The 14,871-nt window shown below is 53.1% G+C and carries 14 protein-coding genes and 1 pseudogene; 12 read left to right on the top strand and 3 right to left on the bottom strand.

What is annotated here, in order from left to right; genetic code table 11:
• Nucleotides 1–650, bottom strand: a 650-nt coding sequence (locus EDC90_RS19365; RefSeq protein WP_132314176.1) for a transposase, incomplete at its 3' end; no start/stop codon positions are given.
• On the opposite strand from EDC90_RS19365, the gene EDC90_RS19360 reads away from it, so the two are divergent.
• The 7 genes from EDC90_RS19360 (at nt 645) to EDC90_RS19330 (ending at nt 8,224) form a co-directional block, all read left to right on the top strand.
• On the top strand, nt 645–1,148 hold the full coding sequence (locus EDC90_RS19360) for a TolC family protein (protein WP_132314175.1): 504 nt from the start codon (nt 645–647) through the stop codon (nt 1,146–1,148). The two genes, EDC90_RS19365 and EDC90_RS19360, sit on opposite strands and share 6 nt — an antisense overlap.
• Before the next feature lie 170 nt (nt 1,149–1,318).
• Entirely contained in the window at nt 1,319–1,567 is a 249-nt protein-coding gene (locus EDC90_RS19355; RefSeq protein WP_132314174.1) for a hypothetical protein, read from the top strand.
• A 119-nt stretch (nt 1,568–1,686) separates the two neighbouring features.
• A complete protein-coding gene (locus EDC90_RS19350; protein WP_132314173.1) occupies nt 1,687–2,664 on the top strand; it encodes a TRAP transporter substrate-binding protein in 978 nt (325 codons plus the stop codon).
• Nucleotides 2,665–2,815: 151 nt separating this feature from the next.
• Nucleotides 2,816–3,577, top strand: coding sequence for a 2-dehydro-3-deoxy-D-gluconate 5-dehydrogenase KduD (gene kduD / locus EDC90_RS19345; protein WP_132314172.1), 762 nt, complete (start codon nt 2,816–2,818; stop codon nt 3,575–3,577).
• A 214-nt stretch (nt 3,578–3,791) separates the two neighbouring features.
• On the top strand, nt 3,792–4,880 hold the full coding sequence (locus EDC90_RS19340) for a glycoside hydrolase family 88/105 protein (RefSeq protein ID WP_132314171.1): 1,089 nt from the start codon (nt 3,792–3,794) through the stop codon (nt 4,878–4,880).
• 3 nt (nt 4,881–4,883) lie between these two features.
• Complete coding sequence (gene kduI / locus EDC90_RS19335; RefSeq protein ID WP_132314170.1) at nt 4,884–5,720, top strand: 5-dehydro-4-deoxy-D-glucuronate isomerase; 837 nt, start codon at nt 4,884–4,886, stop codon at nt 5,718–5,720.
• The gene (locus EDC90_RS19330) at nt 5,720–8,224 is read left to right on the top strand and encodes a hypothetical protein (protein ID WP_207903970.1); all 2,505 of its coding nucleotides are present in this window, start codon (nt 5,720–5,722) and stop codon (nt 8,222–8,224) included. Before kduI ends, EDC90_RS19330 begins: the two co-directional genes overlap by 1 nt.
• Nucleotides 8,225–8,285: 61 nt before the next feature.
• Here the strand turns inward: EDC90_RS19330 and EDC90_RS19325 are convergent, their stop codons facing one another.
• On the bottom strand, nt 8,286–9,347 hold the full coding sequence (locus tag EDC90_RS19325; protein ID WP_132314169.1) for a LacI family DNA-binding transcriptional regulator: 1,062 nt from the start codon (nt 9,345–9,347) through the stop codon (nt 8,286–8,288).
• Nucleotides 9,348–9,506: 159 nt separating this feature from the next.
• Between EDC90_RS19325 and EDC90_RS19320 the strand changes: the two genes are divergently transcribed.
• From EDC90_RS19320 to EDC90_RS19310, 3 genes and pseudogenes are all read left to right on the top strand, one after another.
• Nucleotides 9,507–10,010, top strand: a complete 504-nt coding sequence (locus EDC90_RS19320; RefSeq protein WP_132314168.1) for a TRAP transporter small permease — start codon at nt 9,507–9,509, stop codon at nt 10,008–10,010.
• Nucleotides 10,011–10,012: 2 nt separating this feature from the next.
• On the top strand, nt 10,013–11,335 hold the full coding sequence (locus EDC90_RS19315) for a TRAP transporter large permease (protein ID WP_132314167.1): 1,323 nt from the start codon (nt 10,013–10,015) through the stop codon (nt 11,333–11,335).
• Between the two features lie 84 nt (nt 11,336–11,419).
• Nucleotides 11,420–11,506, top strand: a pseudogene (locus tag EDC90_RS19310) (transposase); the annotation flags it as partial.
• 439 nt (nt 11,507–11,945) lie between these two features.
• On the opposite strand, the gene EDC90_RS19300 reads toward EDC90_RS19310, so the two are convergent.
• Nucleotides 11,946–12,506, bottom strand: coding sequence for a recombinase family protein (locus EDC90_RS19300; RefSeq protein ID WP_132314166.1), 561 nt, complete (start codon nt 12,504–12,506; stop codon nt 11,946–11,948).
• Nucleotides 12,507–12,837: 331 nt separating this feature from the next.
• Here EDC90_RS19300 and EDC90_RS19295 point away from each other — a divergent pair, with 331 nt between their 5' ends.
• The gene (locus tag EDC90_RS19295) at nt 12,838–13,698 is read left to right on the top strand and encodes an EAL domain-containing protein (RefSeq protein ID WP_132314165.1); all 861 of its coding nucleotides are present in this window, start codon (nt 12,838–12,840) and stop codon (nt 13,696–13,698) included.
• Nucleotides 13,699–13,797: 99 nt separating this feature from the next.
• Nucleotides 13,798–14,796 (top strand): hypothetical protein, encoded by a 999-nt coding sequence (locus tag EDC90_RS19290; RefSeq protein ID WP_132314164.1) that lies wholly within the window; start codon nt 13,798–13,800, stop codon nt 14,794–14,796.
• The last annotated feature ends 75 nt before the right edge of the window (nt 14,797–14,871 follow it).

Genomic DNA, 14,871 nt, shown 5'->3' with positions numbered 1-14,871 from the left:
TCAACGCCCAGGCCTTTTTTTATCAGTTCAGTGGCCTTCTTCAAAAGATCGCGCTCAAGCTGTAATTGCCGGATGTCGCGCTGCAGAACTTCGAGTTGCCGCTCTAATTCTTCTCGCTCTGGCACAGGCGGTGAAGTGTTCTTGCGTTTCATGATTGCGGGAGCCTCGGGACCGAGTAACTGATTTTTCCAGTTATACAGTGTCGGTCTGCATACGCCGAGCTTTTCAGCCAAAGCCTGTGCACTTTCTTGCCGATTATAAAGCTCGGTAACGCCGATTTTCTTTAATGCTTCGGGATATCGTGGACGACCAACGCGCCCAACTGTAGCGGTATTGGTTTCAGGAAACGCCTCACGAACCCATGCGGTCAATGTCGCTCGACCGGGATAGCCCAGTGCTCTCATCGTCGCAGAAATGCAACGATCATGAGTGCGATAGTGCTCGACAGCAGCTTCCTTCTGAGCCTGTGTAAACTTTGGAGGTCGGGGCGAAGCGCCTGCAGGCAGATCAAGACGCTGCTCATATTCCCGGTACCACGCTTTCAGCGCATTTTTGCTTGGATAACCCAGTTGACAGATTGTCGCCCCGACACGCCTGCCGAGCTTGATGTAAAGCGACACTGCTCGCATTCTATCGTCGTATGAATACATGAACTAACTCCTCTTAGTCCAAGTTTTCGTCCGCACCCCCATGCGCTGCCGGTCGGCGTCAATCTCAATATCCAGTCTGATTTCCTGCAAGGCGGCGCGTTAACTGCACGGGCTAACGCCGCGCGCAAAAGTCTTGAAGCGGCAAAGGCGCGCCTTGAGGCGGTCATATTGGAAGAGAATATCGATGAACGTGGTTTGCTCCGCTCGATCAATGCGGGTGAAGACAAAACCGGCATGCTAAAGCAACAGATAAAGCTTCTGGCGGACACGCGCGAACTCTTCCGAAGCCAGTATTTCAACATGGGGACCCGCCGACTCTCCGAACTCCTCGATAATGAGGAGGAATACTATAGTCGCCAGGCCGAACTGGTGCAGTTGCGTTCGGAAATTGTTGCAGATCGGTTGCATTGTGCTGTTCGAAGCCGTCAACTGCGGTCGATGCTGGATTTGGAAGCGCACCAGATTTATGGTTTTCCTCTGTCGATGGACATGATCTGAAGCATTCCGCCAAGTATGAGACGGATCTTTCCTTTGCTCACAGACATCGGATTCGACGGGGGATAGCCCGCTCAGTTTCACCGCGCGACTTCAAAATCTGGCCTTTTACCCGGAACTACCCATGGTGATGTTCGGACCTTTTAACGCATCATGTGCGACGGACTTTGCCAATGGTCTCCGCGATCGTCATGCGTTGGCTTGCACTGGTTATCGTGACAGCTTTTTATCACCACCAATATTTCAAAACCATCGATCCAGTTCTGCCGCGCCGGAGGGTGCTGGTGCACTGGCATGCGAGGCATATCGTGCAGGTGAACCTGCCCCCGGAATGCGCTTTCGTCGTCACGGAGAACCATTATACCAGCCGTTCCTGTGCTTCCTCGATATACCAATTCGATCAAGATCGACGTCCGGAATGAAATTTTATTTCATATTGAGAAATAATTTTCATCATGCATACTTGTTCTCATTGGGCGCCGCGAGTTCAGCCATAACTGGAAGCGAGCCGACAAAATGAGTTCTTTAATGGGAGAGAGACATGCAAAAATTTCTTTGTGCTGGTGCGGCGATCGCGATGGGTCTTGCCGCGACAACGGTTTCAGCCAATGCCACAGTTCGCCTGAAGCTTGCCGACGCTCTGGCCGCAGATCATCCGACCAGCATCATTCTCGAGCAGTTCGCGGAAGAGGTCGAAGAAAAAACGGATGGTGAAGTCAAAATCCGTTTGTATATGAACGGCGTGCTCGGTTCTGAACGCGAAGTTCTCGAGCAAATCCAGAATGGAGCCGTCGACTTTTCTCGTGTGAGCGCGGCCAATCTTGAAAACTTCAATCCTGTGTATCAGGCTTTCACGCTTCCCTACCTGTTTGCCGATCAGGAGCATTTCTACAAGGTGATGGACGGACCGATTGTCGATCCGGTGTATGAAGCGTCGCTGGATAGCGGCTTTATGGGCCTGACTTACTTCGACAGCGGAGCGCGCTCGTTTTATACCAAATCGCAGTGCGTAGAGACGCCCGAAGACCTCGAAGGGCAAAAGCTGCGTGTGATCAATTCCCATACGTCAATCCGGATGGTGGAGCTTATGGGCGGGATCCCGACTCCATTGCCTTATGGGGAAATTTATACAGCGCTTCAGCAAGGCGTCATTGACGGCGCGGAAAACAATCCAACCGCTCTGACCCTCGGTCGGCACGGTGAAGTGGTCAAATGCTATTCTCTTGATGAGCATCTGCGTATCCCGGATTTCCTGGTAATCTCCGAAACCGCAATGGACCGGCTGACCGACGAACAGATGGCCGTCATCAAAGAAGCCGCTGTGAACGCAACACAGGCACAAAAAGAAGCCTGGAATGCCGCCGTTGACGAGGCGATGCAGCAAATCAACGAAATGGGCGTCGAAGTTGTGAACCCTGAAAAAGCGCCGTTTCAGGAAAAGGTTGCGCCTTTGATCGAAGAGTACAAGAAGAATCCGGCAATCGGCGATCTGGTCGATGCCATCCAGCAGGCTCAGTAAGTCCTCCCCACTGAGAAAATTGGCGCCCCTTCTGTCTTCAGGCATATCGGGCGCCTTTTTTCGCGGTCCGGCCTGAGCATGAGCGCATTCCGAGAAACGCTCCAATTACCGCAAAATACAACACTGATTTCAAGACATTGGAAACACACCCATGATTACCGATGAATTTAATCTCAGCGGAAAAACCGCAATTGTTACCGGCTGCGATACAGGGCTTGGCCAGGGCATGGCGGTCGCTCTGGCAGAGGCAGGTGCCGATGTTGTCGGTGTCAACATTGTGGAACCGACAGAAACGATCAAAAAGGTCGAAGCGCTCGGCCGCCGCTTTGTCTCGATTGAAGCCAATCTGATGAAGCAGGGCGATATCCCCGGGATCGTGGAAAAGGCCGTCGAAGCCTTCGGGAAAATCGATATTCTTGTCAATAATGCAGGTATTATCCGTCGGGAAGACGCCGTCGATTTCTCCGAGGCGGACTGGGACGATGTGATGAACATCAACATCAAAAGCGTGTTTTTCCTGTCTCAGGCTGTCGCGCGACAGTTCATAAAGCAGGGTCATGGCGGCAAAATTATCAACATCGCCTCAATGCTATCGTTTCAGGGCGGCATCCGCGTTCCCTCTTACACAGCTTCCAAAAGCGCCGTAATGGGCGTTACGAAGCTTCTTGCAAATGAATGGGCCGATCAGAATATCAATGTGAACGCCATTGCGCCCGGTTATATGGCCACCAATAACACGGCTGCACTGCGTGCGGATGAAGATCGAAGCAAGGCCATCCTGGACCGGATTCCGGCGGCGCGATGGGGCTTGCCCCGTGACCTCGCAGGACCCGTTGTTTTTCTGGCGTCGGAAGCCGCCTCCTATGTCAACGGTTATACGATCGCTGTCGACGGCGGCTGGCTGGCACGCTGACCGCAATCTGAATTCCGCTATCGGTCACGGATAAAAAACCAGTTCTGTTTTCAGCACCGGCCGGGTGGTTTTCGCTACCCGGGACCGGTGCTGTTTTCATTGCAGCTTGTATGGGATTTCAGATGGCATAACGTGTATGAAAATTTCTTTCATATTTCGCAATCATTTTTCATGATGCATATTATTGCCATCGCAATACTGACCGGAGGAAACCGTGCTCCCCAAAAAACAATTGAAACAGAAAATCGATTTGTTGGTCGATGGCCTGAAATCCTTGCGTGATGAGGGCAAATTCAACGAGCCCAACCTTGATGGCACGGCTGGTGACTATGTGAGCTTCAATGCCTGGGAGTGGCCGCAGGGCGTCGGACTTTATGGTCTTGCGCAAATGTGGCTCAAGACCGGAGACGCCTCGATTCAAACCCTTCTGGAAGACTGGTATGCCGCTCACCTCGACAAGGGGCTTCCCTCCCAGAATGTGAACACGACGGCGCCCATGCTCGCACTCTCGCTTTTGTGGCGCCAGACACAGGACGCGCGATGGGAGCCGGCTCTGAATAACTGGGCGGACCGCATTCTGGCAACGATGCCACGTACGCGCTGCGGCGGTTTTCAGCATAATGTGTCAGACAAGATCAATGACGATGAGCTGTGGGATGACACGCTCTTCATGGTCGCGCTGTTTCTTGCAAGTTACGGTCAGTCTTCCGGTCGCCGCGAGCTGGTCTCGGAGGCGGCATTCCAGTTCCTGATTCATACCCATTATCTGGCTGAACGCGAAACCGGTCTTTGGTTCCATGGGTGGACTTTCGATGGCAATCACAATTTCGCACGGGCACGCTGGGCACGTGGCAACTCCTGGATTTCAGCAGGCGTGCTCGACCTTCTCGAACTCGCAGATCTGGATGAGGCAACATCGCGCTATCTGACAGAGGTCGTGAAGACCCAGCTTGAAACACTCATCAGCTATCAGGCCGAAAGCGGCGCCTGGCACACGCTTCTGGACGACGCAACTTCGTATGAAGAGATATCGGCGACATCAGCAATTGGATACGCTCTTCTGAAGGGGGCGAGGCTTGGGATCGGCCCGCAAGGCTGGCGTGAAGCAGGTTTGAAGGCTCTTGGTGTCACACTGAAAAACATTCGAGATGACGGCATTGTCGAGAATGTTTCTTATGGCACCCGCATGGGCCATGATCTCCAGTTTTACAAAGATATCCCGCTGCAGCCCACCGGCTACGGGCAGTCCATGGCGTTGCTGCTGCTCGTCGAAGCGCTCAACATTGCAAGCGAAGAGGACTAATCCATGTTCAGTGAAACACGTTATTCCACCTCCCCAAAAGATATTCCGCATTTCACGAATGAGCGTTTGCGTGAAGAGTTTCTGATTGAGAGCCTGTTCATCCCAGACCAGTTGCAGATGGTCTACAGCCATATCGATCGTATGATCGTCGGCGGATATCTTGCGGTCGAGAAAACCGGCGATATTTCGGACGGTTCAGCAGTGGGTACGCCTGGTTTTTTCGATGCCAGAGAAATGGGCATTGTCAATCTTGGTGGCACCGGAACTGTCGTGGTCGACGAAAACACTTACATCGTCGAACATCGCGATGTCGTCTATGTCGGCCGTGAGACAAAATCCGTCAGAATGTCCTCTAAGGACCCGTCCAATCCTGCCGCCTTTTATATGAATTCGGTTCCGGCCGGATATCCTGTGCCTTCGGCGCTGATCCGTCAGGCTGATTCAAAGCCGGTTACGATGGGTGATGAGGAACATGCAAACAAGCGCACGCTGAGAATGTATATTCATCCTGAAGTCTCGCCGAGTTGCCTGCTTCTGATGGGCATCACCGAACCTGCGCCGGGCAGTATCTGGAATACAGAACCACCGCATGTTCATGAACGCCGCATGGAAGCATATGTGTATTTCAACATGGCCCCGGAAGACAGAGTGATGCACTTCATGGGCGAGCCCAGCCAGATCCGTAATATTGTTGTGGCAGACCGGCAGGCTGTCTTGTCTCCCGCCTGGTCTATTCATATGGGAGCAGGGACCGGCCCCTATTGCTTTGTCTGGGGAATGACTGGTGAAAACAAGGCTTACAACGATGTTCAGCCTGTCGCAGTGAAAGATCTCTTGTGATGGCACAGCTAGCAAAAGAACAAGCAACAGGCGTCATGCGGCGCCCGGTTTCCCAAGGCGGACCGATCGGCTATTGGCGTCTCTCCGCCATTGCAGAACAGGAATACAATGTGCCCGACACAACGATGTCGGGCCACATGGATGCGCAGTTCTTTCTCACAAAAGAGAAAAACTTCATTCCGCATGAATATCCATGCAGGACAAAGTTTGCTGACGAACGCCGCGACCGGCATCCGGTTCTGGTCGACAAACGAGGCCCCGAACGCATCTGGATACCGTTTGGCTCACCTCGTGTCGATCTGTCGGGCTTCTGGTTCAGGGCCACCGCGGTTTCCGCCTGGGCCGAGACGACGATAGAAACGGAGACAGCCGGGACTGCCCGGCTGAAACTCAGTTGTTGCGGCGGTGCTGTACTGTTTGTGAATGGCGAAGAAGCTGGCCATATGAGCGCATACCAGCGCAACTTCGAGACCGACAGGACCATCGACGTTAACCTGAATAAAGGTCTGAACCAGATCAGCGTTTTCTTTGACGATCTGGCAGAGCGCGATGCACGCTACTTCTTTGAACTGGACTATATTGCGGGGCCGGAGGCCCGTATCTCACTTGAAGTGCCCTGCGAAAGCAAAGTTGCTGACGAAATGGAAGAGCTGCTCAACACCATGCACTTTGAGCGGCCGTCCTACTCTTCCGGTATGGTTGCCTTCAACTGCCCTGTCCCTGTCAGTTGTGACCTCGATGTCGAAATCGTCGTGGAAGGTGACTTTCTGGCTGAAGAGCATGAGACTTTTCAAAGTGTGCTGAAGTCCGGTTCAGCTCGCCTTGAGGTTGGAACAGTTGATGATTTCCACAGCGACTTTCGCCATTTTGACGTCCGCCTGAAGGCTGGAGGTCTAACGCTTTCACGCCCCTTCACCGTCGAAATTGCCCATTGTGAAAAGCAGGGGACACCCCCAAAGCAACTTGACGCACGGATTGAAGAAGCGCTTCGGCACATCGCTGACAAAGGATACTCGGACGCAATCTCTGCTCTTGCAAGGCTTGCTCTCGGCCGTGGTGGCGAGACGGCCGAGGACATGATTTCCGTTTCTCTTCCGAAAATTGAAAACTGCCATGACTGCGCGGATTTTCATCTTGTCCCACTCCTGTTCGGACGTATCCGCTACGGCGAACTTTTAACCGAGACCATTCGGCGACGCATCGATAAGGCAACCCTTGAGTTTCGTTACTGGATGGATGAACCCGGAAATGATGTGCAGTGGTATTTCTCCGAGAACCATGCGCTTCTGTTTCACACTGCCGCCTATCTGGCCGGTCATTTTCATTCCGATCGCATATTCACCCGCGCAAATATTACGGGCACTGAACAATCGGCCCGCGGCGCTGAAAGGCTTCGCGCCTGGTTCGATCATTTTGAACAGTGTGAGATGGCAGAATTCAATTCCGTTCCCTATTTCCCGATCGATCTCAAAGGGCTTACAACGCTTTATGCTCTCGCTCACGACGAGGATATCAGGCAACGCGCGGAAAATGCCATTTTGCGTCTTGTCTCGATTGTCGCAGCCTCAGCCCATCACGGAACGCTCACAGCCGCTCAGGGACGTTCATATGAGCACACCTTGATGGCTGCACGAACCAGTGAACTTTCCGCAATTGCCAGAGTTTTATGGTCGAAGGGCTTTTATGGCCGCACGTTCCAGACGCTCCCCCAGTTCCTTCTCTGCCTCCGCGACTTTGGCCTGAAAATACCCGAGCAGGATTATGATAAAGCCTGCCTGGCCGAAGGAAAGACGCAGGAGTGGATGTTCTCACAGGGCGAGAACCGCTTTGCACATCTCTATCACTACAAGACGGCGCATACTGCCATGGGATCTCTGGCGCGTTACCGCTGGCGGGAATGGGGGTATCAGGAAACTGTGCTGCAATTGCGAATTGGCACCAATCCGGATGCCCAGATCTGGGTGAACCATCCAGGAGAAGTGATTCATAGCGGTTTCGGCAGGCCTTCATACTGGGGTGGCTGCGGTGCCCTTCCGCGCGTTCATCAATATCGCAATCTCGCAATCGTCATCTTCGAGGTTTTCGAAAACCAGCCGGATTTCAGCCATATATGGTTCCCAGAACAGGTTTTCGATGAAACCATGAAGGGGGAGAACTTCGTTTGCGCGCGCTCCGGAAAGGGCTTGGTCGAAGTGATCGGCGACCGGCAGTTCGAAACGATCACAGAAGGCCCGACCGCAGGAATGGAGGTCCGCCAGAACGGCCGCAAGACTGCATGGATTTTTCGCCTGAGCCAGACAAGCGGAACTGAAGGCACTCTGAATAGTTTCCATAACCGCTTTGGAAACCTCAGCTTCAACCTGACAGACGAAGGTGTTGTTCAGGTTGAAGACCCCGAATACGGTATGGTCACATTCGATGAAGATGGCACGATCAGCGCGGAAGGCAGAACGATGGTTCCCTCACAGTGGAGCATTCAGGGCGAAATAAATCAACTGAGCTGAAAAAGGCTGGCGCAGGGTGATTGTCAAAAGCCGTCGCCCTGCGCACCACTTTTGGGGTGAACTACTCTTTCGCTTGTGCCACCGACCCGCGTTCGATCAACTGACATGAGAGTTCGATACGCCTTGGCAACCATGTTTCGTTGCCCAGATGATCGCGCATCATATCCAGCGCAGCGGCTCCAACTTCTCGCATCGGAATATGAACCGATGTGAGTGGCGGTTCCAGAAAATCGCTTTGGGGCAGGCCGTCTATGCCGACAACAGACACATCGTCCGGCACAGATAGCCCAAGCTCCCTCAGTCCCAGGATTGCGCCGGCAGCAAGGCTGTCACCGGCAGCCAGCACGGCTGTGAACGTCTGGCCATTCTGTTCGATGTAGGCGCGCATCGCGTCGATAGCAGCGTCCGGCGTCCAGTCGGAGGCATCCACGATCAGCTTTTGCCAGGCGATATCCGGCAGCATTTCAATTTCATCACGCCAGCCTTCCAACCGGCGCAGAATCGTGCGGCGGCCCCGGCGCGCCAGGAATAATATCCGCTTGTGCCCCATCGATTTAAGGTGCCGTGTTGCCAGCGCTGCCGCAGCCCGATTGTGCGGGGCAACACTGGAAAGGCGCATCAAAGGGTCGTCGCCATTGACCAGCAGCAAAGGCTTGGTAAAGGCTCTTGCGGGCTCAAGCATGCTGTCTTCGTCAATCGTCAGCATAAGAACACCGGCAACATCGTCGCTTTCGGTGGCCTCTTGAAGCATTACCCGCTCATCATCTGTGTTGGAAACAGCACGGGTTAACAGCGTCAGTCCGAGAACCTCTGCCCGCTCTCGCATTCCCTCCAACACAAAGGCGGTGAACTGATTGCGCTGGTAGTCAATCATGGCACTCGCGCTGGCGGCAACGATGACCTTCATGCCGGCAATCGTCATCGGAACGTGATAGTTCTGGGACTTTGCGGCCTCAAGTATTTTCGCCCTCAGATCAGGTCGCACGCCCGGAGTGCCGGAAAGGGCCCTTGATGCTGTGGATGGTGACACACCACAGTATTTTGCCAAATCGGCAAGTCGTAGTCGTTTGCTGACTTTCTTCAAAGTGTCCCCCACTTCCACCGGAGTGAAATTTTCTTTCATATAGCGAAATCAGTTTTCATATTGCATATTGAATTCATAACACGGGTCCCATTCGGGAGGAAGCCTCGAAAACCGGGATCAGAATATGACGCCTGAGGTGACGACACCACTTCATATGCGGTTCACCGCGTATGTGTTCGCCCTGGCAAGGAGGAACCCATGTTGGGAAAAACAAAAAACGTGCTGGAAAGCCTGTTGGTCTACCTGACGTCTGCCATGCTGGCCGTCATGGTCTGTTTGATGCTCTGGCAGGTCTTCACCAGATATGTACTCTCTGCTCCGGCGCTGTACACGGAAGAGCTGCTGCGTTTTACCATGATCTGGATGGCTTTTCTCGGATCGGCCTATGCCTTTGGAACACGACAACATCTGGCTCTGATTTTTGTTGTTGATGCGCTTTCTGGCCGCAAACGCCTGTTGCTCATGCTTATAAACGACTCGGTTGTGCTGCTCTTCTCAGTTTTCATCCTGTTTATCGGTGGCATCAAAGCCGTTACGTCTTCAATGACGCAGCTGTCACCAATCATGCGCATCCCCATTGGCGACGTCTACATGATCATGCCGATAACGGCGGTCCTGATCTTTATTCTGCAATTGCTGAATATGGCAGAGCTTATAAAAGAATATAATAAAAACAACACAAAACCGGCTGAGGTAATCTGACAATGGACTTTATTTTTGACTACGTCGGAGAAACGGTCTTTGCCTCGGTTCTGCTCTTTGGCCTGTTCTTCTGGATGCTTGCACAAGGGATCGCAATCTCAGTTGCAATCGCCGTCTCTTCGATCATCACCGGCCTGTTTTTCCTGCCATTCGATGTTGCTTCCTTTGTCGCGACACAAAAGATGTTTGCGGGCCTGGATTCGTTTACCCTGCTTGCCATCCCCTTTTTCATTCTCGCCGGAAACATTATGAACAAAGGCGGCATCGCCATTCGGCTGGTTAACCTTGCCAAGCTGCTTGGTGGGCGCCTCCCGGGGGCATTGGCGCATACAAATGTCATTGCCAACATGCTGTTCGGCTCAATATCCGGTTCTGCCATTGCGGCCGCCGCAGCTGTGGGCGGAACGATGGCACCCCTTCAGAAGAAGGAGGGATATGACCCGACATTTTCAGCCGCGGTCAATATTGCCTCCGCTCCTTCAGGAATTCTCATTCCTCCAAGCGGTCCATTGATCCTTTTCTCTCTGGTCTCCGGTGGGACATCGATTTCTGCCCTGTTCATCGGCGGATATGTGCCGGGGATCATGATGGGACTGGCGGTCATGATTGTCGCAGGCATAATCGCAAAACGGCGTCGCTTTCCTGTTTCCGATACACCCGCTTTTCGGGAAGCGCTCAAAATTGTCTGGCAGGCACTGCCATCGCTTTTGATGGTTGTTGTTGTTATCGGCGGTATCGTTATCGGGGCTTTCACGGCCACTGAAGGGGCAGCTGTCGCCGTTTTGTACTCTTTCGTGCTTTCGCTGATCTACCGCCTGGCAACGTGGAGGGAATATTTTGAAGTTCTGAAGCATTCGATGGTTACAAGCGCGACCATCCTTTTTCTGATCGCAGCTTCGGGCATCATGTCGTATGTCATGACAATTACCGGTATTCCGGATGCCATTGCCGATGGCCTTCTCTCGTTTGACAACCCGATCGTGATCCTGCTGATCATGAACATTTGCCTGCTGATCATCGGTTTCTTTATGGATCTTACACCAGCGGTTCTTATTTTCACGCCCATTTTTCTGCCGATTGCGCGTGAAGTCGGCATGGATCCGGTTCAGTTCGGGCTGATGATGATCTTCAATCTCGGGATTGGCTCGATGACACCGCCGGTCGGCTCAGTCCTGTTTGTCGGGTGCAGCATCGGTGGTGTCAGTATCGAAAAAGTCGCGAAACCATTAATGCCATTCTTTATCACTCTGGTTGTCGCGCTCTTGATGATCACATATATCCCCGCACTGACCACCGGGCTGCCAAGACTACTGGGTTTGATGTAAAAGCCTCGACCTTTGCCTTGCGATGCGGTCGAAAAATATATCCGGCTTTGAAGGCGGGCGCCGGTCCGCCTGAAACCAGCGATCATGATGTTCAAGATCCTGGTGCTGCAGGCGCTTTATAACCTTTCCGATGACCAGGCCGAGTTTGGGATTCCGGACCGGCTTTCGTTCATGCGGTTCCTTAGCCGGTCGCTGTTTCAACCCACCACCCATCGTTGTCCTGATGAAAGCTGCCCGTGGCAATAAGGGCTTTCATGTCCCGGTCGTAGGCTTCCCATCGGCGCATCATTTCAGCGTCATCGCCGGGCCAAGGTCTTTTGTTACAAATGCCGGCCATTTCGAGGTCATAGCTGCTTCCCTTCGTTCCTACTTGCCGGACGCATTGAGATCACCGAAAGCGCTTGAGAGTCAGGAGGACGGAAGACTACGGCGATAACTGCAACACCGTTCAAGTCTCCAATAGCAAGAAAACGATCTTCTTTGGCGGGTTCAACCCATGCGGTTTCGAAGAAATCTACAGCATCGGCCCGAAAATCGGAATCGATTTTCGGGCCGATGCTGTAGATTCAACAGGTTAGAGCGCTGTGCATCCCAATGGATGCACAGCGCTCTAGGAGGTCAGGCGTCTGACGTGGCGCTCGAGTGTTCTGGCAGACACTCCGAAATGGGTTGCGAGTTCACGCGTGGTTGCCCCTTGTGTTTCGATTGCGTCTCTTGCCACGAGAATCTGTTCTTCCGAGAGGGCTTTGGGACGTCCCAGCGTGGCTCCGCGCTCTCTGGCGGCTTCCATTCCCGCGCGCGTGCGTTCACTGATAAGAGAACGCTCGAATTCGGCAAGCGCTGCCATCATATGGAACATGAGACGGCCGCCGGAGGAAGCCGTGTCGATGCTTTCTGTCAATGATCGAAAGTGAACATTGAGGTCGCCAAGCATTTCCAGAAGTTTGACCAGACCGGACAAAGAGCGGCCCAGCCGGTCCAGGCGCCATACGACCAGTGTCCCGCCTGGTTCCAGTACGCGCATCGCAGCGCTGAGCCCGCCACGGTCGAATTTGTATCCCGATTCACCGAGATCGGTAAAGATGCGCTCGCATCCACATGCTTTCAAAGCTTCTATCTGAAGGTCGAGCTTCTGCTCGTCTGTGGACACGCGCGCATAGCCAATAATCATCAATCTTACTACCTTTGGTATTCAATAACGGGCGGCGCAAGCTGCGGGACAAGAAGTGCGACCTGTGTTTTAGGCGCAACCCTGGCACGCAAGAGGTTGACAAAAAGGGTCGTTTCTGTCGGGTCTCCGCCACGGGTGATGTCCGGTTGAAATTCCTAAGCATTATCAATCCCCGCATGACCATCTTGGCACATAATTTCATCTAAATTTGCAAGTAGACGAAAACGACCGTTTTGTCGTCAATTTTATACAGCTATATCAATTACTTAAATATATTTCTTATTACACTTTCCGTAAAACCCAGTCCTGACGCTTCAGGGAAGGGGGTCCAGTGAGACCTGTCCGAATTGGTCTCTTTGCGGAGCCGGTGGCCGACCTCGAAAGTCCGGACATCAATGTGCTCTACGCCGAGTGTCTTGCACGTCTACAGACATCAGACGGAGCTGTTTTGCGGGGCGGAGCTTTCGTATCGGCGCTTGAGCAGGCAGGCGAGGTCAGCAGGCTTGATCATCAGATACTGAGTCTGGTTTTTGAAGCGCTGGCTGCGAACCCTGGTGCTCATCTGAGCTGCAACATCTCACCTTACACATTGGCCGATCCAGTCGCTTGGGATCGCATCGTTCATGCAATAGCAACGCATACGGATCTGGCGTCGCGTCTAACGCTTGAAATCACCGAAAGCGCTCCGCTCGATGAGATTTCGGCGGTGGGTGACCGGCTTCGCCAGGTGCAGACCTCTGGCTGCCGGATTGCCCTTGACGATTTCGGATCGGGTTATGCCCGGTTTCACCGCCTCTGCCATGTCGATGTGCATTGGGACGTGGTGAAAATCGACCGGAAGTACCTTACGGATCTGAGCAATACATCCTCTGGGCGAGTTAGTCTGGTGTCGATGATCTCGCTTGCTGAGTGTCTGGCTCCTCTTGTGGTCGTCGAGGGTATCGAGAACCAGCAGAACCTTGCTGTTGCACGCAGTGCCGGTGCGCAGTTCGGGCAGGGATGGCTGTTTGAAAACGGTGCGCTCGGTGGCTGGAGAGATATCGATCCGTCGCTTCGCGATCGCATTACCGCGAGCCGGGCAATGCGGGCTGCGGCCGTTGTTTGCAGCGGGTCTGCCAGTGCCATCGGGAAACGGATGGCTTTAGCGCGAAGCCAGCAATGTAGCTTATCTGCAAGGCGCCTGTTGGCGTGAAAGTGAAGGGGCAACTTAATGTTCAAACAGAAATCAGTGGTCAGAAAACCACTCAATACGGCTTTAAGTTCCGGTGTTTGTTGCAGCGTGATAGCGCTAATGCTCTCCAGTATTCCTGCAGCCGCCGAATATATTGAGACTTACCCGATCAGCACGAACCTGGGCAACTGGGTTGTTGACCGTCAGGGAACCAGCACGTTTAAGCTTCTGGACACCTATCAGGGACGGAACAATGTTCTGGCGCTCGGGACATCTCCGGACGATGCCAATCCCGACAGTTTCTATCGGTGGGAAGGGTACTCCCAGAAAACCACCGTCCCGGCCGGGAAGTCTATGATCGGCGGCGATATCTGGGTCAACAGCGACTGGCAGCAGGGCACGGACAGCGACTATATCCGCACCAGCATGTGGGGCTCCGCCATGACAGAGGCGGAAGTTGCGACCGGAAAATACAACGATAACGATGCAGTCTTCCCTATTGTTCAGTTCACCAATCAGGGCGGAACCGGACGGCTTGAAGTCTGGAATTCGAACGAAGGGGGATGGATCGATCTTCCGGAAACAGCCGGTATAATCGACTACAATGGTTGGAACTCTATTGATATGCGTCTGGTCACGGACACCAACGGCCAGGGAACGGCGATCGAGTACTATTTCAACAATCAACTCATTTACACATGGGCTGATCCTGAGTCGGTCAATGAAACATCACCTGAGCAATATTTTGCGATGTATCTGAAGAACCGGAATAACGGTGTCACCGAATACACATCCTACTGGTCACGTCTTCTGTCCGGTCTTGTCTTCGATAACGACGCGGAAATCGGAAACGTTGATGGTGATCTCGTGGCCGAAAAAGGTGCCACTATCTCAATTATTCCAGGCTCGACCATTGAGGGGCCTGTCTCTCTTGAAGGCGGTCTTTTACCTGATGAGCAGGTCTCCGCGAACTTATCGGGCGTTCGTGTCGAAGGTAGCCTTCTCGGTACCAGAAGCCGTATTATATTTGATGGCGTCAAAGCACCAGACGGTTCAGCCACAACAATCGACGGATCTCTCTCTCTTGAAAACAAGTCCGTTGGACTTGCCCTTATTTAGTGGAGAGGTTCTGTCTCAAAATTCCGGTTTATTACCTCGAACTGGATCGGTGATTTATATCCGAGAGCAGAATGT

This window comes from Martelella mediterranea (genome assembly GCF_004342225.1).
Lineage (GTDB): Bacteria > Pseudomonadota > Alphaproteobacteria > Rhizobiales > Rhizobiaceae > Martelella > Martelella mediterranea_B.
The sequence above is the reverse complement of the archived record's forward strand: the minus strand, read 5'-3'. Positions and strand labels throughout refer to the sequence as shown.

What these genes read in the sequence shown, in the direction of transcription:
- EDC90_RS19355 (WP_132314174.1), top strand. Translation starts at nt 1,319, where the DNA reads ATGGTCTCCGCGATCGTCATGCGTTGGCTTGCACTGGTTATCGTGACA.
- EDC90_RS19350 (WP_132314173.1), top strand. Translation starts at nt 1,687, where the DNA reads ATGCAAAAATTTCTTTGTGCTGGTGCGGCGATCGCGATGGGTCTTGCC.
- kduD (WP_132314172.1), top strand. Translation starts at nt 2,816, where the DNA reads ATGATTACCGATGAATTTAATCTCAGCGGAAAAACCGCAATTGTTACC.
- kduI (WP_132314170.1), top strand. Translation starts at nt 4,884, where the DNA reads ATGTTCAGTGAAACACGTTATTCCACCTCCCCAAAAGATATTCCGCAT.
- EDC90_RS19330 (WP_207903970.1), top strand. Translation starts at nt 5,720, where the DNA reads ATGGCACAGCTAGCAAAAGAACAAGCAACAGGCGTCATGCGGCGCCCG.
- EDC90_RS19325 (WP_132314169.1), bottom strand. Translation starts at nt 9,347, where the DNA reads ATGAAAGAAAATTTCACTCCGGTGGAAGTGGGGGACACTTTGAAGAAA.
- EDC90_RS19320 (WP_132314168.1), top strand. Translation starts at nt 9,507, where the DNA reads ATGTTGGGAAAAACAAAAAACGTGCTGGAAAGCCTGTTGGTCTACCTG.
- EDC90_RS19315 (WP_132314167.1), top strand. Translation starts at nt 10,013, where the DNA reads ATGGACTTTATTTTTGACTACGTCGGAGAAACGGTCTTTGCCTCGGTT.
- EDC90_RS19300 (WP_132314166.1), bottom strand. Translation starts at nt 12,506, where the DNA reads ATGATTATTGGCTATGCGCGCGTGTCCACAGACGAGCAGAAGCTCGAC.
- EDC90_RS19290 (WP_132314164.1), top strand. Translation starts at nt 13,798, where the DNA reads ATGCTCTCCAGTATTCCTGCAGCCGCCGAATATATTGAGACTTACCCG.